The organism is Burkholderia pyrrocinia (genome assembly GCF_001028665.1).
Classification (GTDB): Bacteria; Pseudomonadota; Gammaproteobacteria; order Burkholderiales; family Burkholderiaceae; genus Burkholderia; species Burkholderia pyrrocinia.
On sequence record NZ_CP011503.1, the window covers coordinates 3239661 to 3259724 of the forward strand.

The window sequence follows — 20064 nt, forward strand, 5'->3', positions numbered from 1 at the left end:
GGTTTCATTTTCCTTGCAGCGGCGCGGCGAGCGGATGCGCATCGCGCGCCTGGGGTTTGACGGACAGTGTGAGGATCACCGCGGCGACGAGCGCGGCGCTCATGAATGCGTACGACGCGACGGGCGAGCCGGTCGCGCCGTTCAGGTAGCCGACGAAGTACGAGCCGACGAACGAGCCGAGCGCGCCCATGCTGTTGATCAGCGCCATCGCGCCGCCGGCGACGTTCTTCGGCAGCAGTTCCGGCACGATCGCAAAGAACGGGCCGTACGGCGCATACATCGCGGCGCCCGCGACCACCAGCAGCGCATACGAGATCCAGAAATGCGACGAGCCGAGCGCGTACGACGCGGCGAACGCAGCCGCGCCGATCAGCAGGAACGGCCATACGAAGCCGCGCCGCGAGCCGACCTTGTCGGAGGCCCACGAGGCGGCGAGCATCGCGATCGTCGCCGCGAGATACGGCAGCGCGGACAGCCAGCCGGTCGCGACCATGCCGAGATCGGAGCCGTTCTTGACGATCGACGGCAGCCACAGCACGAAGCCGTACACGCCGATGCTCCAGCAGAAATACTGCGCGCACAGCTTGATCACGGCCGGCGAGCGGAACGCCTCGCGATAGTTGCGTACCGGCTTGATCGCCGCCTGCTCGGCGGCGAGCGCGGCGTCGAGGTCGCGTTTTTCCTGCGCGTTGAGCCACGGCGAATCGGCCGGCTTGTCCTGCACGAGGAACCACCAGCACACGGCCCAGAGGACGGCCGGCACGCCTTCGGCGATGAACATGTGGCGCCAGCCGAATTCGTGCACGAGATAACCCGACAGGATCGACATCCACAGCACGGTGACCGGGTTACCGAGGATCAGGAACGTGTTCGCGCGCGAGCGTTCGTTCTTCGTGAACCAGTTGCTGATGTAGATCAGCATCGCCGGCATCACGGCCGCCTCGACGACGCCGAGCACGAAGCGGATCGCCATCAGCGACGGGATGTTGCTGACCACGCCGGTGAGCGCCGCGCAGCCGCCCCACAGGATCAGGCTGACGAACACGAGCTTCTTCACGCTGCGGCGCTCCGCATAGATCGCACCGGGAATCTGGAAGAAGAAATAGCCGAGGAAGAACAGCGCGCCGATCAGCGACGACAGGCCCTTGCTGATCCCGAGATCCTGGTTGATGCCGGCTGCCGCCGCGAACCCGTAGTTCGCGCGGTCGAGGTAGGCGAGGCTGTACGTGATGAACACGATCGGCATGATCGTCCACCAGCGTCGGGCTGCGAGATTGGTTGCCATCAGAATGTCTCCTTTGTTGACCGGGCTGACGCTGCAGCGCTGCGCGGCCGGAACCGGTGCGTCAGCACCGCTCCGGTCGCCTGCTTTGCCGTCCGGTCTCACGCAAAGCGGTGCTTGATGCACGAAATTGAACCGCGGATTGTGCCGTGTCCGGCCTCTCATTGCGCGGTGACGGTTTCCTCTAAGCGATCGGCGCGATTGCTGACATTTTCGATCCGATCCAGTGCGTCGCGCGTCGGCAAGCCTTCAGAATCGCCGATCACCTGGATCGCGAGCGCACCGATCCGGTTGCCGCGCGCGACGGCCTGCTCGACACTCCGGCCTTCCAGCAGCGCGCTGACCACGCCGACCGCGAAGCCGTCGCCGGCGCCGACCGTATCGACGACACGTTCGACACGCTCGCCTGCAACCGTGCCCTCGCGGCCGTCGGCCGTCCGGAAGTACGCGCCGTCAGCACCGAGCTTGATCACGACGACCCGCGCGCCCTGTGCGAGATAGAAGCCCGCGATGTCGGCCGGCGTGTCGTGCCCGGTCAGTTGCCGCCCTTCGGCGAGGCCCGGCAGCACCCAGTCGGCAAGCGTCGCGAGCGCGTTCAGCGTCTTCGCCATCACGTCGGCGGACGGCCACAGCGTCGGGCGCAGGTTCGGGTCGAACGAGATCGTCTTGCCGGCCGCACGCATCTCGCGCGCGAGCTGGAACGCGAGCTCGCACGACGTCGCGGAGATCGCCGGCGCAACACCCGTCAGGTGCAGGTGGCGCGCGCCGAGCACGTAGTCGGCCACGTAGTCGTCGCACGACAGGTGGCTCGCGGCCGAGCCCTTGCGGAAATATTCGACGGTCGGGTCGCTGCCGTCGTCGTTGCGCGACTTCAACTGGAAACCGGTCGGGTAACGCGGATCGACGGTCACGCACGATGCGTCGATGCCTTCGCGTGCGAGCGTGTCGAGCACGTAGCCGCCGAACGAATCGCGGCCGACGCGGCTCATCCAGCCGACCCGGAAGCCGAGCCGCGACAGGCCGATCGCGACGTTCAGGTCGGCGCCCGCGATCCGTTTCGTGAATTGCGCCGCATGCGCGAGATGGCCGGGCTCGGTCGCGACGAACATCGCCATCGCCTCGCCGTAGGTCACGACATCGAGTGCTGCTTTCATGAGTGAACTCCTCCGGATCCTTCTGCCGTCATGCGGCCGCGAGCCACGCGACGCGCCGGCATGCATCGCCCGCCAGGTCGCCCGCGTCGAACGGAAATTCGATGCCGCGCGGCGCATGCTGCGGCAGCGCCGCGAGTACGCCGGTCACGAGCGGGTCGTTCGGCGCCGGCGCGACCGCGAAACGGCGCGCGCCCTCGCCCTCGACGGCCTTGCAATGAACGTATTCCACGTGCGGCGCGAGCACCTGCGCGCAATCGAGCGGCGCTTCTCCCGGCCACTGCCAGTTGCCGATGTCGAACGTCATCCCGAGCGCGTCGGGCATGCCCGCCGCGGCCAGCGCGTCGAACAGCTCGCGGAACTGCGCGAGCGCGCCGCCGACCGGAAGCTGGCCGTTCTCGACCACCACACGGGCACGCGCGCCGCGCGACAGCGCGACGATGTCGGCCGCATGAGCATTTCCGGCGAAACCGCCGAGCTGGAATTTTACGAAGCGCGCGCCAAGCGCGTCAGCTTCCGCGAGCGCGTCGCGCAATGCGTCGGCATCGAGCGCGCCCGTTTCCGTGTACAGCGTGGCCGGCGTCGAATAGACCGACCACAGCCCGTGCCCGGCCAGTTGCGCGCCGAGCGCGGCCAGCGCGCCGGGCGTCGCGTCGTCGTCCGACGCGAACAGCTCGCGCCGCACCTCGAAGCCGGTCGCACCGGATGCCGCCGCGGTCGCGACGAATGCGCTGTGGCCCTCCTGGCGCACGCGGTCCATCCCGAATGCGCTCGCCACGATCACGATATCTGCCATTTTGCCCTTTTTTTGCCGGAATGGAACCGGTTCCATTTGCTTGAGACGGATGGTGCGCTTCGCGTCGAACGCACGCCATAGAGGAAATCCCTAAGGCCGGGCGCCACGCGAATGCGCGCCCCACGGCGCACATCGCGCGTTCCCGGCCGGGCTTCGGCCGCTTAGGCAAGGTCCTGCGCGAGACTCATTTCGAGGAACTGCGCGGCGACCCGCGACGGCGCGCCGCCATGCGGCACGAGGATGGAAAAATGGCGCGTCAGCGGCGCGGGCGCCAGCGAACGCAGCACCAGCGCCGCCTCCTGGTGACGCAGCGACATCGAGGACACGAACCCGACGCCCATCCCGGCACGCACGGCCTCCTTCACCGCCTCGACACCCGCGATCTCGAACGCGACGCGCATCGGCGCGCCGCCGTGCGCGAACGCGCGCTCGACGAGCTGCCGCACGCCGGAACCCTCCTCGCGCAACACGAGCGGATGGGCGGCGAGCGCGTCGAGCGTCACGCCCGCATCGTAGCCGGGCGCGGCCAGCGGATGGCCGGCCGGCACGATCGCGACGATCTCGTCCTCGTGCCACGCATGCACCGTCGTGCCGGGCGGCAGCGCCTCGCCGGGCGGCCCTTCGATCATCGCGATGTCGAGCGACGGCAGCGCGGCGACCACGTCGGCCGTATTGCCGCTCATCGTATGGATCGTCACGCGCGGCGCACGCGGCTGGAACGCCGCGATCAGGTACGGCAGCAGGTAGCTCGCGGGCGTCGTGCTCGCGCCGATCCGCAGCGTGCCGGCCTCGAGGCCGCGCACCGCGTCGCGAAACGCGCGCGCCTGCGCGAACGTGTCGCGCTGCGCCTTCGCGTATTGCGCGAGCTGTTCGCCGACCGGCGTCAGCCGGATGCCGCGGCCGTCGCGCTGGTACAGCGGCTCGCCGAATTCGTCCTGCAGCAGCCGCAACTGGCCGGACACGGCCGGCTGCGACAGATGCAGCGCCACGGCGGCACGGCTGATGTTCAGGTGTTCGGCGACGGCGGCGAACGTTATCAGTTGATCCGGGGTCATGGGGATGAATTATCGGCTTTCCGGATAGTTTATGTCACAAATCACAATTTTTCATATCGATATAACGAAATTAGGATTACAGCATCGCAACACGCTCCATCCCGGTGCTTCCATGTCCACTGCCTCGACTCCTCCTCTCAGCCACGCCGCGCCGTCGATGCGCGGCCAGTTGAACGGCGTGCTGTTCGTTGCGCTGTTCGCCGCCGCCGTCACGAGCCTGTCCGAACTCCCCGCGATCGCGGGGCTCGGCCTGTCGCCGCTGATCGTCGGCATCGTCGCCGGTGCGCTGTACGGCAATGCGCTGCGCGACGGCATGCCGGCCAGCTGGGCGGCCGGCGTCAATTTCTCCGCGCGCAAGCTGCTGCGCATCGCGGTCGCGTTCTTCGGGTTGCGCGTGAGCCTGCAGGAAATCGCGCAGGTCGGCCTGCCGGGCCTGACGGTGTCGGTGCTGGTCGTCGTCAGCACGCTCGTGATCGGCACCTGGGCCGGCATGAAGCTGATGAAGCTCGACCGCGACGCGGCGCTGCTGACCGCCGCCGGCAGCGCGATCTGCGGCGCGGCCGCGGTGCTCGCGTTCGAATCGACGCTGCAGTCGAAGCCGCACCAGAGCGCGATGGCCGTGGGCAGCGTCGTGCTGTTCGGCACGCTGTCGATGTTCCTGTACCCGATCGCGTATCACGCCGGGCTGCTGAACCTCGATCCGGCCGGCCTCGGCCTGTTCTTCGGCGGCACGATTCACGAAGTCGCACAGGTGGTCGGTGCAGCCAGCGACATCAGCCCACAGGTCGCGCACATCGCGACGATCGTCAAGATGACGCGCGTGATGCTGCTGGTCCCGGTGCTGCTCGTGCTCGGCTGGTGGCTCGCCTGCTCGGCCCGCGCCACGGCCGGCGGCGCGCAAGGCAAGCGCAAGGTGGCCGTGCCCTGGTTCGCACTCGGTTTCCTCGGCTTCGTGATCGTCAATTCGCTGAACGTGCTGCCCACCGACGTCACGCATACGCTGAACGTGCTCGACACCTTCGCGCTGACGATGGCGATGACCGCGCTCGGCATCGAGACGCGCGTGTCGCAGATCCGCGCAGCCGGCCCCCGCGCACTGGTGACCGGCCTGATCCTGTACGTGTGGCTGATCGCCGGCGGCTACGGGATCACCTGGGCCGTGCAGCACTGGCTTGGCTGAGCCGCGTGTCCGTGATACCTCGCGCGCCGCGCCCGACGGGATGGTCCCGCGGGCGCGGCGCAGTGCTATGCTTCGCGTCGTTTTCCATCGCCCCCTTTCAGCCGTGCTCTCGTTCCTGCTGAAGCTGCGCACTCGCGCCCAAACGCTGTTCCGCCTGTCGGACGCCCATACGATGCTGATCTGGTCGGCCATCGTCGGCGTCGGCGGCGCCTTTGCCACCATGGCGTTCCGCGAAGGCATCGACGTGATGCAGCGCCTGATCTCGGGGCACAGCGGCAGCTTCGTGCAGATGGCGAAGAGCCTGCCGTGGTACGTGCGGTTCTGGATGCCGGCCGCGGGCGGTTTCCTCGCCGGCTGCGTGCTGCTGCTCGCGACGCGCGGCGACAAGAAATCCGGCAAGACCGACTACATGGAATCCGTCGCACTCGGCAACGGCATCGTGCCCGTGCGGCAGAGCCTGTGGCGCAGCGTGTCGTCGCTGCTGACGATCGGCAGCGGCGGCTCGATCGGCCGCGAAGGCCCGATGGTGCAGCTCGCGGCGCTCGCCGCGTCGCTCGTCGGCCGCTTCGTGCACTTCGACCCGCCGCGCCTGCGCCTGCTGGTCGCGTGCGGGGCAGCTGCCGGCATCACGTCCGCGTACAACGCGCCGATCGCCGGCGCGTTCTTCGTGTCGGAGATCGTGCTCGGCACGATCGCGATGGAGAGCTTCGGGCCGATGGTCGTCGCGTCGGTCGTCGCGAACATCGTGATGCGCGAATTCGCCGGCTATCGGCCGCCGTACGAGATGCCGGTGTTTCCGGCCGTCACGGGCCCCGAGGTGCTGCTGTTCGTCGTGCTCGGCGCGCTGTGCGGCGTGCTCGCGCCGCAGTTCCTGCACCTGCTCGACGCGTCGAAGAACCAGTTCAAGCGGCTGCCCGTGCCGCTGCCCGTGCGGCTCGCGCTCGGCGGCCTCGTCGTCGGCGTGATCTCGGTATGGACTCCGGACGTGTGGGGCAACGGCTACAGCGTCGTGAACCACATCCTTCATTCACCGTGGACCTGGCAGGCGCTCATCGCGGTGCTCGTGTTCAAGGTGATCGCGACCTCCGCGACGGTCGGCTCGGGCGCGATCGGCGGTGTCTTCACGCCAACGCTGTTCGTCGGCGCGGTGTTCGGTTCGCTGTTCGGGCTCGTGATGGAAGCCGTGTGGCCCGGCCATACGTCGGCGTATTTCGCGTACGCGATCGTCGGGATGGGTGCGTTCATGGCGGGCGCCACGCAGGCGCCGCTGATGGCGATCCTGATGATCTTCGAGATGACGCTGAGCTACCAGGTCGTGCTGCCGTTGCTGGTGTCGTGCGTGTTCGCATATTTCGTCGCACGCGCGACGGGCACGACGTCGATGTACGAGATCACGCTGCACCATCACCAGGATGCGCAGGAACGGCTGCGGCTGCGCACCACGCAGATGCGCGAGCTGATCCAGCCCGCGCAGACGGTCGTGTCGCTCACCGCGAGCGTCGCCGACATGACGCGGGTGTTTCTCGAATATCCGGTGAAGTACCTGTACGTGACCGACGACGCCGGGCGCTTCCGCGGCGCGGTCGCGCTGAAGGACATCACGTCCGACCTGCTCGACAAGCGCGACACGACCGACAAGACGGCCGCGCACTACGCGCATACGCCGTTTCCGCTCCTCACGCCCGACATGCCGCTCGCGACCGCGCTCGAACGCTTCATGGCGTTCCAGGGCGAACGGCTGCCGGTGATCGAAAGCGAAGCCGAGCCGACGCTCGCGGGCGTCGTCTACAAGACGTCGCTGCTCGACGCGTACCGGCGGATGACCGGCGAGCGCTGATGCGCATCGCGCGGCTCGCGCCGGACCGCTTCATCGCTTCCAGCCTGCCGCGGGCGGGCACGACACATGCGAACCCGCTTCCCGCTCAGTCCGGCGCACGCCCCAGCACGACCCGCGCGAAGAACCCCGCGAGCACCGATTCGGCCACGTCGGCCGGCACGTGCTGCGGATCGGCCGTGTAGTACGACTGCACGCCGTCGCACAGGCACATCAGCCCGAACGCGAGCGTCTCGGCCGGCAGCAGCAGCGGCGTGCCCGAGCGATCGGCGAAGCGCTGGATGAATTCGGCCATCTGCAGGCGCTTGCCGTGCAGGAACTGGTTGAAGCGCACGCGGAATTTCGCGTCGCGCGCGGCCTGCAGCTTCGCCTCGCCCCACAGCAGCGAGAATTCGTCGTCGCGGAACAGCGTCCGGTAATGCGCGAGCGTCATCGCTTCCATCTGTTCGCGCGTCCCGCCCTCGTCGAAGATCGCCTCGAAATCGGCCCGCACCGCCTCATGGTTGCGCTCCAGCAACTCCAGCAGCAGTTCCGACTTGCTGCGGAAATTCGAGTAGAACGCGCCGCGCGTAAAGCCGGCCGCGGCCGCGATGTCCTCGACGCTCGCGGCCACATAGCCTTTCTTCAGAAAAATACGATGCGCGGCATTCAGCAGACGTTCGCGCGTCTGATCCCTGCTCTGCTCGCGGGTTAAGCGCTGTGGTTTCATGGCGCGCAGTCTAGCACCAATTCCCTTTCAGATTCATCTTTGCACTCGGATACAGGTGTGTATTAGAATTCGCCACAGTTTCCGAAAGATGTTGTCCGCGCGCCGGTGTCGGCGCCGCTTGGGGCAAGCGCCCGCCGCGCTTGCCGGCTTCGTTCCGCTCCACCTCACCTGGGGGTTTCGTGAATCGCTCCGGTTCCCGCGCTGCGCTGCTGATCGGCGTCGCGCTCTTCGTCGCCGCCTGTCATCCGAAAGAATCCGCGCCGCCCGCGCCGCGCCCCGTCGTCGCGCTGCCCGCGCATGCCGACGACGCCGCGGTCGCGCGCACGCTGCCCGGCGAGATCCAGCCGCGTTACGCGACGCCGCTGTCGTTCCGCATCGCCGGCAAGATCGTCGAGCGCAAGGTGCGGCTCGGCGATACGGTCAAGGTCGGCCAGGTCGTCGCGCTGCTCGATCCGTCCGACGTCGAGAAAAACGCCGCGAGCGCGCAGGCGCAACTCGATGCCGCGACGCACAGCCTCGCGTTCGCGAAGCAGCAGCTCGACCGCGATCGCGCGCAGGCGCACGAAAACCTGATCGCGACCGCGCAGCTCGAGCAGACCCAGAACAGCTATACGTCGGCGCTCGCGCAGCGCGACCAGGCGCAGCAGCAGCTCGCGCTCGCGAAGAACCAGCTCCGCTATGCGACGCTCGTCGCCGATCATGCGGGCTACATCACCGCCGAACAGGCCGACACCGGCCAGAACGTGTCGGCCGGCCAGGCCGTCTACCAGCTCGCGTGGTCCGGCGACGTCGACGTCGTCAGCGACGTGCCCGAGGCCGCGCTCGCGTCGCTTGCGCCGGGCCACGCGGCGACCGTCACGCTGCCGTCGCTGCCGGGCCGCCAGTTCGCCGCGAAGGTGCGCGAAATCGCGCCGGCCGCCGATCCGCAAAGCCGCACGTATCGCGTGAAGCTCACGCTCGCCGCGCCCGATCCGGCGATCCGGCTCGGAATGACCGCGAGCGTCGCGTTCGACGGCGCGCCGGCCGCCGGCGACGCGCAGCCGATCACGCTGCCCGCGACCGCACTGTTCCACGACGGCGCGCATCCGGCCGTGTGGGTCGTGCGCACGAAGGACGACACGCTCGAATTGCGCCGCGTCGACGTCGCGCGCTTCAACGAGCGCTCCGTCACCGTGTCGCACGGGCTGCAGCCGGGCGAGCGCGTCGTGCTGCAGGGCGTGCATACGGTCAGCGCGGGCGAGAAGGTCCGCCCGATCGCGCCGCTGCACCCGGAGGACTTCGCATCGTGAGCACCTCCCGCGAAGAAGGCCGGTTCAACCTGTCGGCGTGGGCGCTGCGCCACCAGGCGCTCGTCGTCTATCTGATCGCGCTCGCGACGCTCGCGGGCATCCTCGCGTACACGCGGCTCGCGCAGTCCGAAGACCCGCCGTTCACGTTCCGCGTGATGGTGATCCGCACGTTCTGGCCCGGCGCGACCGCGCGGCAGGTGCAGGAACAGGTGACCGACCGGATCGGCCGCAAGCTGCAGGAAACGCCGGCCATCGACTTCCTGCGCAGTTATTCGCGCCCCGGCGAATCGCTGATCTTCTTCACGATGAAGGATTCGGCGCCCGTGAAGGACGTGCCCGAGACCTGGTACCAGATCCGCAAGAAGGTCGGCGACATCGGCTATACGCTGCCGCCCGGCGTGCAGGGCCCGTTCTTCAACGACGAATTCGGCGACGTCTACACCAACATCTGGACGCTCGAAGGCGACGGCTTCACGCCCGCGCAGCTCCACGACTACGCGGACCAGTTGCGCACCGTGCTGCTGCGCGTGCCGGGCGTCGGCAAGGTCGACTATTTCGGCGACCCGGACCAGCGGATCTTCATCGAGGTGAACAACGCGCAGCTCACGCGCCTCGGCATCTCGCCGCAGCAGCTCGGGCAGGCGATCAACGCGCAGAACGGCATCTCGTCGGCCGGCGTGCTGACGACCGCCGACGATCGCGTGTTCGTGCGGCCGAGCGGCCAGTTCGACAACGTCGACGCGATTGCCGATACGCTGATCCGCATCAACGGCCGCACGTTCCGGCTCGGCGATCTCGCGACGGTCAAGCGCGGCTACGACGATCCGGTCGTCACGCAGATGCGATCGAACGGCAAGGCCATGCTCGGCATCGGCGTGACGATGCAACCGGGCGGCGACGTGATCCGGCTCGGCAAGGCGCTCGACGCCGAATCGAAGAACCTGCAGGCGCAGTTGCCAGCCGGCCTCAAGCTGGTCGAGGTGTCGAGCATGCCGCACGCGGTCGCGCATTCGGTCGACGACTTCCTCGAGGCGGTCGCCGAAGCCATCGCGATCGTGCTGGTCGTGAGCCTCGTGTCGCTCGGCCTGCGCACCGGGATGGTCGTCGTGATCTCGATTCCGGTCGTGCTCGCGGTGACGGCCCTGTTCATGTACCTGTTCGACATCGGGCTGCACAAGGTGTCGCTCGGCACGCTCGTGCTCGCGCTCGGGCTGCTCGTCGACGACGCGATCATCGCGGTCGAGATGATGGCCGTGAAGCTCGAACAGGGCTACACCCGCGCGCGCGCCGCCGCGTTCGCGTACACGAGCACCGCGTTCCCGATGCTGACGGGCACGCTCGTCACGGTGTCGGGCTTCCTGCCGATCGCGCTCGCGAAATCGAGCACCGGCGAATACACGCGCTCGATCTTCGAGGTGTCGGCGATCGCACTGATCGCGTCGTGGTTCGCGGCCGTCGTGCTGATCCCGCTGCTCGGCTTCCACATGCTGCCCGAGCGCAAGCGGCAGGCGCACGAGGCGCACCTGCCCGACGACCACGAGCACGACATCTACGACACGCGGTTCTACCGGCGGCTGCGCGGCTGGGTCGACTGGTGCATCGAGCGGCGCTTCGTCGTGCTGCTGATCACGGGCGCCCTGTTCGTCGTGTCGCTGATGGGCTTCTCGCTGGTGCCGCAGCAGTTCTTCCCGAGTTCCGACCGGCCCGAGCTGCTGGTCGACCTGCGGTTGCCCGAGGGCGCGTCGTTCGCGGCGACGCTGCGCGAAACCGAGCGCCTCGAGAAGGTGATCGACAAGCGCCCCGAGATCGATCATTCGGTGAACTTCGTCGGCAGCGGCGCGCCGCGCTTCTACCTGCCGCTCGACCAGCAGCTGCAACTGCCGAACTTCGCGCAGTTCGTGATCACCGCGAAATCGGTCGAGGATCGCGAAAAGCTCGCGACCTGGCTCGAAACCACGCTGCGCGACCGGTTCCCGGCCGTGCGCTGGCGTCTGTCGCGGCTCGAGAACGGCCCGCCGGTCGGCTATCCGGTGCAGTTCCGCGTGAGCGGCGACACCATCGCGACGGTCCGCTCGATCGCCGAGAAGGTCGCGGCGACGATGCGCGGCGATGCGCGCACGGTCAACGTGCAGTTCGACTGGGACGAGCCGGCCGAGCGCTCGGTGCGCTTCGAGATCGACCAGAAGAAGGCGCGCGAGCTGAACGTCACGTCGCAGGACGTGTCGAGCTTCCTCGCGATGACGCTGTCCGGCACGACGGTCACGCAATACCGCGAGCGCGACAAGCTGATCGCGGTCGATTTGCGCGCGCCGCAGGCCGACCGCGTCGATCCGGCAAAGCTCGCGGGCCTCGCGCTGCCGACGCCGAACGGCCCGGTGCCGCTCGGCTCGCTCGGCCGCTTCGAGCCGACGCTCGAATACGGCGTCGTGTGGGAGCGTGATCGCCAGCCGACCATCACCGTGCAGTCGGACGTGCGCGCCGGTGCACAGGGCATCGACGTCACGCATGCGGTCGACGCGAAGCTGAACGCGCTGCGCGCGCAGTTGCCGGTCGGCTATCAGATCAACATCGGCGGCTCGGTCGAGGAAAGCGCGAAGGCGCAGAACTCGATCAACGCGCAGATGCCGCTGATGGCGATCGCCGTGTTCACGCTGCTGATGATCCAGTTGCAGAGTTTCTCGCGCGTGCTGATGGTCGTGCTGACCGCGCCGCTCGGGCTGATCGGCGTGGTCGCCACGCTGCTGCTGTTCGGCCAGCCGTTCGGCTTCGTCGCGATGCTCGGCGTGATCGCGATGTTCGGGATCATCATGCGCAACTCGGTGATCCTCGTCGACCAGATCGAGCAGGACATCGCGGAAGGCCACGGCCGCGTCGACGCGATCATCGGTGCGACCGTGCGGCGCTTCCGCCCGATCACGCTGACCGCCGCGGCCGCCGTGCTCGCACTGATCCCGCTGCTGCGCTCGAACTTCTTCGGGCCGATGGCGACCGCGCTGATGGGCGGCATCACGAGCGCGACCGTGCTGACGCTGTTCTACCTGCCTGCGCTGTACGCGACGTGGTTCCGCGTGAAGCGCGACGAACGCGACCCGCAGGACGGCCCGCCGCATGACGGCAGCGCGCCGGCCGCGCCGTCGGGAGCCTGACCATGGATGTGTCGATGACCCTGAAAACCCAAGCCGTGCGTGCGCTCGCAGCCGCGAGCCTCGCCGGCCCGCTCGCCGGCTGCGCGTGGTTCGCGCCGAGCGGCGAGCCGCCCGCGATGCCGTCGCCCGCGCATTACGGCGTCGCGCCGCAAGTCGAGCAGACCGTGCCCGCGCAAGGCGTCGCGCAGCAGTTCGAAGTCGGCGCGCAGCCGGTGCCCGACTGGTGGAAGCAGTACCGCTCCGATGCGCTGAACGCGCTCGTCGACGAAGGGTTGCGCAACAGCCCGACGCTCGGCGCGGCGTCGCATTCGCTGGATGCCGCGCGCGAGCAACTGCGCGGGCAGATCGGCAGCTCGATGCTGCCGTCGATCGACGCGGTCGGCCAGGCCACGCGCCAGCGTGCGCTCGGCGTGCCGATTCCGGCGCTCGGCGCACCGACCTTGCTGTACGACACGTTCGTCGGGCAACTGCAGGCGAGCTACACGGTCGACCTGTTCGGCGTGTCGCGCTTCGCGAACCGCGCGCTCGCGAAACGCGTCGACGTCAGTGCGTTCCAGCTCGAATCCGCGCGGCGCGCGCTGGCCGCGAACATCGTCACCGCATCGATCACGGTGTCGGTGCTCAACGCGCAGATCGACACGACCGAGCGGCTCGTCGCGCTCGCGAACGACCAGGCGCACGACGCCGAGCGCCGCTACGCGCTCGGCTCGGCGTCGCGCAGCGACGCGCTGAACGCACGGCAAAGCGCCGACACATTCGCGGCCAGCCTGCCCGCGCTGCGCCAGCAGCGCGACTCGGCGCGCCACGCGCTCGCGGTGCTGGTCGGCCGCACGCCCGACCGGCCGCCGGCCGATCTCACGCTCGCCGATCTGCACCTGCCCGACCAGGTGCCCGTCGTCGTGCCGTCGGATCTGCTGCAAAGCCGCCCGGACATCCAGGCGGCCGACGCGGGGCTGAAGGCGGCCGCCGCCGAAGTGGGCGTCGCGACCGCGCAGATGTTCCCGCAACTGTCGCTGTCGGCGGCGATGGGCCAAGGCGGTTTCAGCTGGCCGACCATGCTGTCGGGCGCCGGCGCGATCTGGAACGTCGGCGCGTCGTTGAGCCAGCCGATCTTCCACGGCGGCGCGCTGCTCTCGCAGCGCCGCGCGGCGAAGGCGACCTACGAGGCCGCGGTCGACCAGTACAAGCAGGCCGTGCTCGGCGCGTTCCAGAACGTCGCCGATTCGCTCGCGGCGCTCGAGCATGATGCGGAGGCGCTCGACGCGTCGTCGCGCGCCGCACTGTCCGCACGCGGCGCATACGACGACGCGGCCGCCCGCGTGCGGCTCGGCGCGCTGCCGCCGTCGGCCGCGCGCGCCAGCGAGCTGCAGTACCGCAACGCGCGGCTCGACGAGATCCGCGCGACCGGCGCACGGTTCGCGGATACCGCGCGGCTCTATCAGGCGATGGGCACGCCGCCAGCCGATAAAGCCGACAAGGCCGGCAAGACCGGCAAGGCAGCCGGCGACAGCGCGACCGGCAAGGAAGCACGCGCCGCCACGCCCGGCACCGCACCTTCGCCGTAATAAAGTCGGCCCTCCGATCGGGCGCGCGCGGAGCAACCCCGCGCGCGCTTGATCGTCGATCTTCCGCTTGACCCTCACGTAGCGTAACGTTCCAGACTCCAGTGTGCGTACCGAACGGAGGAACGAATGCAGCTGAAAGTGGGAGAACTGGCGAAACGCAGCGGGCTGACCGTCCGCACGCTTCATCACTATCACGCGATCGGTTTGCTGACGCCTTCGGCGCGCGCCGACAACGGCTACCGGCTGTACGACCGCCACGACATCGCCCGGCTCCACCAGATCCAGGCGCTGCGTCGCTTCGGACTGTCGCTCACCGAAATCGGCGACTACCTGAACCAGCCCGGCACCCCGCTCGTCGAGCTCGTCGCGAAGCAGATCGTGCTGCTCGACCGCCAGCTCGCGCAAACCGCGCAGCTGCGCGAGCGGCTCGTGAGCCTGCACGCGCAGCTCGCCGCGGGCACGGAGCCGGAACTGGCCGATTGGCTCACCACACTGGAGTTGATGACCGTGTACGACAAATACTTTTCCGAGGAAGAACTCGCGCGCATGCCGATGTACCGCAAGAGCCAGGCGGGCGACGCGGAATGGATCGCGCTCGTCGGCGACGTGCGCGCGCTGCACGACGCGGGCGTGCCGCCCGAGGACGAGCGTGCCCGTGCGCTCGCCGGCCGCTGGATGACGATGCTCGTGCGCGACACGAACAACGACCCGCGGCTGCTCGCGAAGCTGAACGTGATGCACGAACACGAACCGGCGATGCAGTCGAAGATCGGCATTTCGACCGCGCTGCGCGACTATGTGCTGCGCGCGACCGCCGAAACGAAGATGCGGATCTTCGAGAAATATCTCGCGCCGGACGAGATCCGCTTCATGCGGGCGCACTACGGCAAACGCGCGATGGAATGGCCGCAACTGATGAGCGACGTGCGCGACGCGATCGATGCGGGCACGAAGCCCGATGCGCCGGAAGGCCGTGCGCTCGCGCAGCGCTGGCTCGAACTGTTCTGCAGCTATGCGGGCCACGATCCGGCCACGCATGCGAAATTCCGTCACGCGATGATGAACGAGCCGGCGCTGACGAAGGACGCATGGGTCGACGAAACGCTGCTCGGTTTCATCCGCGAGGCGATGGCGCAGCTGGCGCCGGCGCGCTGATCGCGTGATCGTGCGGGCGGCATGCGTTTTCCGCGCGCCGCCCGCGCAGCGACCTACTCGTAGTCGCGCATGCTGATCCCGCGCCAATGCTTCGTCATGTAGCGCAGAAACACCGGATGGGACTTCAGCTCCGCATTCGGCACCGGCGCCGCGCCGCCGTCCATGAACTTGCCCTTGACCGTGACGGTCTCTTCGCCGCGCAGCGCGTACTTCGTACCCTGGTCGATCAGGAAGTACTTGACCTGGTCGGCGCTGACGTCGCCGCGGCAGCCGAGCTTGTACGCGAACAGGAACTGCTTGCGGCCGTTGCCGAGCAGGTCGGTCATTTCGATCGCGGCGGGCACGACGTCGAGGATCACGTCGACCGGACATTCCTTCACGTAGTCGCGCACCGTCCAGTCGGGCCGGCCGTCGAGCGTCGCGGAGACCTTGAGCGCGACGTCGTCGCCGGACGCGGTTCTGGCGAGCGTCACCGCATGCACGCCGGCCGCATCGGTCCATGTGTATTCGGCAGCCGGTGCAGGGTTGGCCAGCGCAGCGGCTGCGAGGAACAGGCAGGGCGAAAGGATGTGTCTCTTCATCGGCGATGGGGACTGGATCGAACGCGCCATTATCGGTAAAACCGCCTATCGCTGCCAGCCGCGCGCAACGCGCCCGTTCAGCGTTCGCGCGCCCCCAGCCCGAGCGCCTTCAACCGCCGGTACAGCGTGCGCTCGCTCATCCCCGTGCGCTCGGCCAGCGCCTTGCGCGTACCGGTGAATTCGCCGGCGATCCGCGCCAGTTCGGCATCCGTCAGCGCACCCGCCGCACTCGCGCCATCCTGCGGCGCCGCCGACGCCGCCACCAGCTCGGCCGGCAGGTGCTCGACACGAATCGTCCCGTCGTCCGCGAACAGGCACGCGCGTTCGAGCACGTTGCGCAGCTCGCGGATGTTGCCCGGCCATGCATACGCATCGAGGCACGCACGCGCGCGCTCGGTCAGCACGAACGGCCGGGCCGCGAACGGCCGCGCGCCCGCGTCGCCCGCGCCGGCGCGCGCGTTTGCGATCCGCCGCAGGATCGATTCGGCCAGCAGCGCAACGTCGCCCTGCCGTTCGCGCAGCGCCGGCAGCGGGATCGGAAACGCGTTGATCCGGTAGTAGAGGTCCTGCCGGAACCGGCCGTCGTCGATCATCTCGCGCAGCGGCTTGTGCGTGGCCGCGACGAGCCGGAAATCGGCGCGCAGCGCCTCGACGCCGCCGACGCGCCGGAATGTGCCCGACTCGATCAGCCTGAGCAGCTTCACCTGCATCGGCAGCGGCACGTCGCCGATCTCGTCGAGAAACAGCGTGCCGCCCTGCGCGGTCTCGACGAGGCCCGGCTTGCGCTGGTTCGCGCCCGTGAACGCGCCCTTCTCGTAGCCGAACAGTTCGCTCTCGAACAGCGTCTCCGCGATCCCCGAGCAATCGACGACGACGAACGGCCCCATCGCGCGATCGCTCGCCTCGTGCAGCGCGCGGGCGAACAGCTCCTTGCCGGTGCCCGATTCGCCGAGCAACAGCACCGGCAACATCGACGGCGCGACGCGCTGCAGCGCGCCGAGCGCCGCGTTGAACGCGTCGGCGCCGCCGACGAGCCCTTCCGCACTCGGCTGCGCGGACGCGCTGCGCACCGTCGTCAGCCGCTCGACATACGCGATCACGTTGCCGTCCGCATCGAAGATCGGCCGCAGCTCGACGTCGACGTGCTCGGGGCCGCGCGGCGTGTGGTGGATGTGCAGCACGCGGTTCAGCCCGCGCGATTCGAGCGCCTGCTTCATCGGGCAATGCTCGCCGGCCTGGTCGCACGGCACGTCGTAGTGATGCGAGACCTGGAAGCAGTGGCGGCCCACGTGCTCGACGCCCGCCACGCCGAACTGGCGCCGGTACGCATCGTTCGCCGCGAGGATGCGGTAGTCGGGATCGACGACGATCATCGGCTGCGGGTCCTGCTCGAGATACGCGACGAGCGCGCGGACGTCGGGCGTGACGTCGCGACGCGGCGCGGGAACGATCGGGATGGTGTCGTGCGGATTCATGCGGACGCTCGGGGACGGTTCTGCCGGACGGACTGCCAGGCAGGCTGCCAATTCTGCCACGACACTGCCAGATATGGCAGTCCACATGCTCGACCGGCTAGCGCCAACGCCCGCGCATCGTCACGGCCGCACCGAAAACCCGAGCCGAATCAAGTCTCTGGCATATCGGTCGGCGCCGCGGGACCGGTTGGCACGCTTCTTGAGATAGATATCCCGATTGCAGATGCAGAACCCGATCGAGGACACCCCGTGAGCAACGCCCCCACGCTGTCGGTCGAAGGCTTTTTCGACCCGGCGACCCACACCGTCAGCTATCTCCTGCTCGATACGGCGAGCCGCGCGTGCGCGCTGGTCGACAGCGTGCTCGACTACGACCCGAAATCCGGCCGCACGCGGACTGCGAGCGCCGACCGGCTGATCGAGCGCGTCGCCGAACTCGGCGCGACCGTGCACTGGCTGCTGGAAACGCACGTACACGCCGACCATCTGTCGGCCGCGCCATACCTGAAGGCACGGGTCGGCGGCCAGATCGCGATCGGTTCGCACGTACGCCGCGTGCAGCACGTCTTCGGCACGCTGTTCAACGCGGGCCCCGGCTTCGCCGAGGACGGCCGCCAGTTCGACCGGCTCGTCGACGACGGCGACACGCTCGCGCTCGGCGCGCTGACGATCCGCGCGCTGCACACGCCGGGCCACACGCCCGCGTGCATGACCTACTGCGTCGACGACGCGACGCAGCGCGCCGCGTTCGTCGGCGACACGCTGTTCATGCCCGACTACGGCACGGCCCGCTGCGACTTCCCGGGCGGCGACGCGCGCACGCTGTACCGCTCGATCGCCCGCGTGCTCGCGCTGCCGCCCGACACGCGCCTGTACCTGTGCCACGACTACCAGCCGGGCGGCCGCGACGTGCAGTTCGTGACGACCGTCGCCGAGCAGCGCCGCGCGAACGTGCACGTGAAGGACGGCGTGACCGAGGACGATTTCGTCGCGATGCGCACCGCGCGCGATGCGACGCTCGCGATGCCGGTGCTGATGCTGCCGTCCGTGCAGGTCAACATGCGCGCCGGCCACCTGCCCGAGCCCGAAAACAATGGCGTGCGCTACCTGAAGATCCCGCTCGACGCGATCTGAGCGCCGCCGCCCCCGACCGAGAACCCCGACATGACCACCATCCGCAAGCTGACCGACGCGCTGTCGGTCTCGCCGCAGATCACGGCGGCCGACTTGGCCGCGCTTCACGCGGCGGGCGTCCGCGCGATCGTCTGCAACCGGCCCGACGGCGAAGGCCCCGACCAGCCGACCGTCACCGAGATCCGCGCGGCGGCCGCGCCGCTCGGCATCGACGTGCATTACCTGCCGGTCGATACGGGCAAGGTGACCGACGACCAGGCCGCGCAGTTCGGCGCGCTCGTCGCATCGCTCGACGGCCCGGTGCTCGCATACTGCCGCAGCGGCACGCGTTCGGCCACGCTGTGGGCGCTGTCGCAGGCCGGCCTGCGCCCGCTGAACGACATCGTCGCGACGGCCAATGCGGCCGGCTACGACCTGCGCGCGGTCGCATCGCGCGTCACGCAAGGCGGCCGGCAGGCCGCGCCGGCCGTCGACGCGCGGCACGACATCGTGATCGTCGGCGCGGGCGCGGCCGGTATCGCGGTCGCATCGAGCCTGCTCGCGCGCGATGCGTCGCTCGACATCGCGGTGATCGATCCGGCCGACGTCCACTACTACCAGCCGGGATGGACGATGGTCGGCGCGGGCGTGTTCCGGCCCGAGACGACCGCGCGCGACATGACCGACGTGCTGCCGCGCGGCGTGCACCGGATCCAGGCCGCCGTCGCGGGCTTCGAGCCCGACGCGCACACGGTCGTGCTCGACGGCTGCCGGCGCATCGGTTACCGCAAGCTCGTCGTGTGCCCGGGGCTCAAGCTCGACTGGCACGCGATCGAAGGCCTCGCCGACACGCTCGGCCGCAACGGCGTCACGTCGAACTACCGCTACGATCTCGCGCCGTATACGTTTGAACTCGTCCGCTCGTTCCGCGGCGGCAATGCGCTCTTCACGCAGCCGCCGATGCCGATCAAGTGCGCGGGCGCACCGCAAAAGGCGATGTACCTGTCGTGCGACCACTGGCGGCGCGCGGGGCGCCTCGAGGCCGCGAACGTCGAGTTCCTGAATGCGGGCGGCGCGCTGTTCGGCGTTGCCGACTACGTGCCCGCGCTGATGGAGTACGTGAAAAGCTACGACATCGCGCTGTCGTTCGGCCATAACCTCGTCGCGATCGACGGGCCCGCGCGCCGCGCGACGTTCGCGCGCGCGCTGCCGGACGGCGGCAAGGAAACCGTCGTGCGTTCGTTCGACATGATCCACGTCGTGCCGCCGCAGAAAGCGCCCGACTTCGTGCGTTCGAGCCCGCTCGCCGACGCGGCCGGCTGGATCGACGTCGATCCGGCGACGCTGCGGCACAAGCACTTTCCGGACATCTACGCGCTCGGCGACGCCACCAACACGACCAATGCGAAGACGGCCGCGGCCGCCCGCAAGCAGGCGCCCGTCGTCGCGCACAACCTGCTTGCATCGCTCGGCCGCGCGCACGGCGACGCCGCGTACGACGGCTACGGCTCGTGCCCGCTCACCGTCGAGCGCGGCAAGATCGTGCTCGCCGAGTTCCTGTACGGCGGCAAGGTCGCGCCGACCTTCCCCGCCTGGCTGATCGACGGCAAGCGCCCGTCGCGGCTCGCGTGGCTGCTCAAGGAACGCGTGCTGCCGCCGCTCTACTGGAAAGCGATGCTCAAGGGCCGCGAATGGCTCGCGAAGCCCGCGATCGCACGTTGACCGGAGCCCGA

General features: G+C 69.0%; 15 protein-coding genes. 8 read left to right on the forward strand and 7 right to left on the reverse strand.

Annotated features, from left to right (window positions below; all coding sequences use genetic code 11):
- Positions 1 to 4 precede the first annotated feature (4 nt).
- The 4 genes from ABD05_RS14775 to ABD05_RS14790 form a co-directional block, all read right to left on the reverse strand.
- The gene (locus ABD05_RS14775; RefSeq protein ID WP_047900761.1) at positions 5 to 1285 is read right to left on the reverse strand and encodes an MFS transporter; all 1281 of its coding nucleotides are present in this window, start codon (positions 1283 to 1285) and stop codon (positions 5 to 7) included.
- A gap of 158 nt (positions 1286 to 1443) precedes the next feature.
- A complete protein-coding gene (locus ABD05_RS14780) occupies positions 1444 to 2436 on the reverse strand; it encodes a sugar kinase (RefSeq protein ID WP_047900762.1) in 993 nt (330 codons plus the stop codon).
- Positions 2437 to 2464: 28 nt separating this feature from the next.
- Entirely contained in the window at positions 2465 to 3229 is a 765-nt protein-coding gene (locus ABD05_RS14785) for an apurinic/apyrimidinic endonuclease family protein (protein ID WP_047900763.1), read from the reverse strand.
- 161 nt (positions 3230 to 3390) lie between these two features.
- The gene (locus ABD05_RS14790; RefSeq protein WP_047900764.1) at positions 3391 to 4284 is read right to left on the reverse strand and encodes a LysR family transcriptional regulator; all 894 of its coding nucleotides are present in this window, start codon (positions 4282 to 4284) and stop codon (positions 3391 to 3393) included.
- Between the two features lie 112 nt (positions 4285 to 4396).
- Here ABD05_RS14790 and ABD05_RS14795 point away from each other — a divergent pair, with 112 nt between their 5' ends.
- Complete coding sequence (locus ABD05_RS14795) at positions 4397 to 5464, forward strand: YeiH family protein (RefSeq protein WP_047900765.1); 1068 nt, start codon at positions 4397 to 4399, stop codon at positions 5462 to 5464.
- 103 nt (positions 5465 to 5567) lie between these two features.
- Complete coding sequence (locus tag ABD05_RS14800; RefSeq protein WP_202967907.1) at positions 5568 to 7301, forward strand: ClcB-like voltage-gated chloride channel protein; 1734 nt, start codon at positions 5568 to 5570, stop codon at positions 7299 to 7301.
- 85 nt (positions 7302 to 7386) lie between these two features.
- Here the strand turns inward: ABD05_RS14800 and ABD05_RS14805 are convergent, their stop codons facing one another.
- Entirely contained in the window at positions 7387 to 8007 is a 621-nt protein-coding gene (locus ABD05_RS14805; protein WP_047900767.1) for a TetR/AcrR family transcriptional regulator, read from the reverse strand.
- Positions 8008 to 8186: 179 nt separating this feature from the next.
- Here ABD05_RS14805 and ABD05_RS14810 point away from each other — a divergent pair, with 179 nt between their 5' ends.
- The 4 genes from ABD05_RS14810 (at position 8187) to ABD05_RS14825 (ending at position 15162) form a co-directional block, all read left to right on the forward strand.
- Positions 8187 to 9296, forward strand: coding sequence for an efflux RND transporter periplasmic adaptor subunit (locus ABD05_RS14810; protein WP_047900768.1), 1110 nt, complete (start codon positions 8187 to 8189; stop codon positions 9294 to 9296).
- The gene (locus ABD05_RS14815) at positions 9293 to 12442 is read left to right on the forward strand and encodes an efflux RND transporter permease subunit (protein WP_047900769.1); all 3150 of its coding nucleotides are present in this window, start codon (positions 9293 to 9295) and stop codon (positions 12440 to 12442) included. Before ABD05_RS14810 ends, ABD05_RS14815 begins: the two co-directional genes overlap by 4 nt.
- 2 nt (positions 12443 to 12444) lie before the next feature.
- Positions 12445 to 14007: an efflux transporter outer membrane subunit gene (locus ABD05_RS14820; RefSeq protein ID WP_047900770.1), complete on the forward strand. Its 1563-nt coding sequence runs from the start codon at positions 12445 to 12447 to the stop codon at positions 14005 to 14007.
- Positions 14008 to 14133: 126 nt separating this feature from the next.
- Positions 14134 to 15162 carry a MerR family transcriptional regulator gene (locus tag ABD05_RS14825; protein ID WP_047900771.1) on the forward strand — a complete coding sequence of 343 codons (1029 nt, stop codon included), beginning with the start codon at positions 14134 to 14136 and terminating at the stop codon, positions 15160 to 15162.
- 53 nt (positions 15163 to 15215) lie between these two features.
- Here ABD05_RS14825 and ABD05_RS14830 read toward each other — a convergent pair whose 3' ends face one another.
- On the reverse strand, positions 15216 to 15743 hold the full coding sequence (locus ABD05_RS14830) for a M949_RS01915 family surface polysaccharide biosynthesis protein (protein WP_047900772.1): 528 nt from the start codon (positions 15741 to 15743) through the stop codon (positions 15216 to 15218).
- A gap of 77 nt (positions 15744 to 15820) precedes the next feature.
- Entirely contained in the window at positions 15821 to 17218 is a 1398-nt protein-coding gene (locus ABD05_RS14835; RefSeq protein ID WP_047900773.1) for a sigma-54 interaction domain-containing protein, read from the reverse strand.
- Positions 17219 to 17467: 249 nt separating this feature from the next.
- Here ABD05_RS14835 and ABD05_RS14840 point away from each other — a divergent pair, with 249 nt between their 5' ends.
- Complete coding sequence (locus ABD05_RS14840; protein ID WP_047900774.1) at positions 17468 to 18352, forward strand: MBL fold metallo-hydrolase; 885 nt, start codon at positions 17468 to 17470, stop codon at positions 18350 to 18352.
- Positions 18353 to 18382: 30 nt separating this feature from the next.
- Positions 18383 to 20053 (forward strand): bifunctional protein tyrosine phosphatase family protein/NAD(P)/FAD-dependent oxidoreductase, encoded by a 1671-nt coding sequence (locus ABD05_RS14845; RefSeq protein ID WP_047900775.1) that lies wholly within the window; start codon positions 18383 to 18385, stop codon positions 20051 to 20053.
- Positions 20054 to 20064: the final 11 nt, after the last annotated feature.

Coding starts and splice junctions, on each gene's coding strand:
- ABD05_RS14775 (WP_047900761.1), bottom strand. CDS start 1,285: ATGGCAACCAATCTCGCAGCCCGACGCTGGTGGACGATCATGCCGATC.
- ABD05_RS14780 (WP_047900762.1), bottom strand. CDS start 2,436: ATGAAAGCAGCACTCGATGTCGTGACCTACGGCGAGGCGATGGCGATG.
- ABD05_RS14785 (WP_047900763.1), bottom strand. CDS start 3,229: ATGGCAGATATCGTGATCGTGGCGAGCGCATTCGGGATGGACCGCGTG.
- ABD05_RS14790 (WP_047900764.1), bottom strand. CDS start 4,284: ATGACCCCGGATCAACTGATAACGTTCGCCGCCGTCGCCGAACACCTG.
- ABD05_RS14795 (WP_047900765.1), top strand. CDS start 4,397: ATGTCCACTGCCTCGACTCCTCCTCTCAGCCACGCCGCGCCGTCGATG.
- ABD05_RS14805 (WP_047900767.1), bottom strand. CDS start 8,007: ATGAAACCACAGCGCTTAACCCGCGAGCAGAGCAGGGATCAGACGCGC.
- ABD05_RS14820 (WP_047900770.1), top strand. CDS start 12,445: ATGGATGTGTCGATGACCCTGAAAACCCAAGCCGTGCGTGCGCTCGCA.
- ABD05_RS14825 (WP_047900771.1), top strand. CDS start 14,134: ATGCAGCTGAAAGTGGGAGAACTGGCGAAACGCAGCGGGCTGACCGTC.
- ABD05_RS14830 (WP_047900772.1), bottom strand. CDS start 15,743: ATGAAGAGACACATCCTTTCGCCCTGCCTGTTCCTCGCAGCCGCTGCG.
- ABD05_RS14835 (WP_047900773.1), bottom strand. CDS start 17,218: ATGAATCCGCACGACACCATCCCGATCGTTCCCGCGCCGCGTCGCGAC.
- ABD05_RS14845 (WP_047900775.1), top strand. CDS start 18,383: ATGACCACCATCCGCAAGCTGACCGACGCGCTGTCGGTCTCGCCGCAG.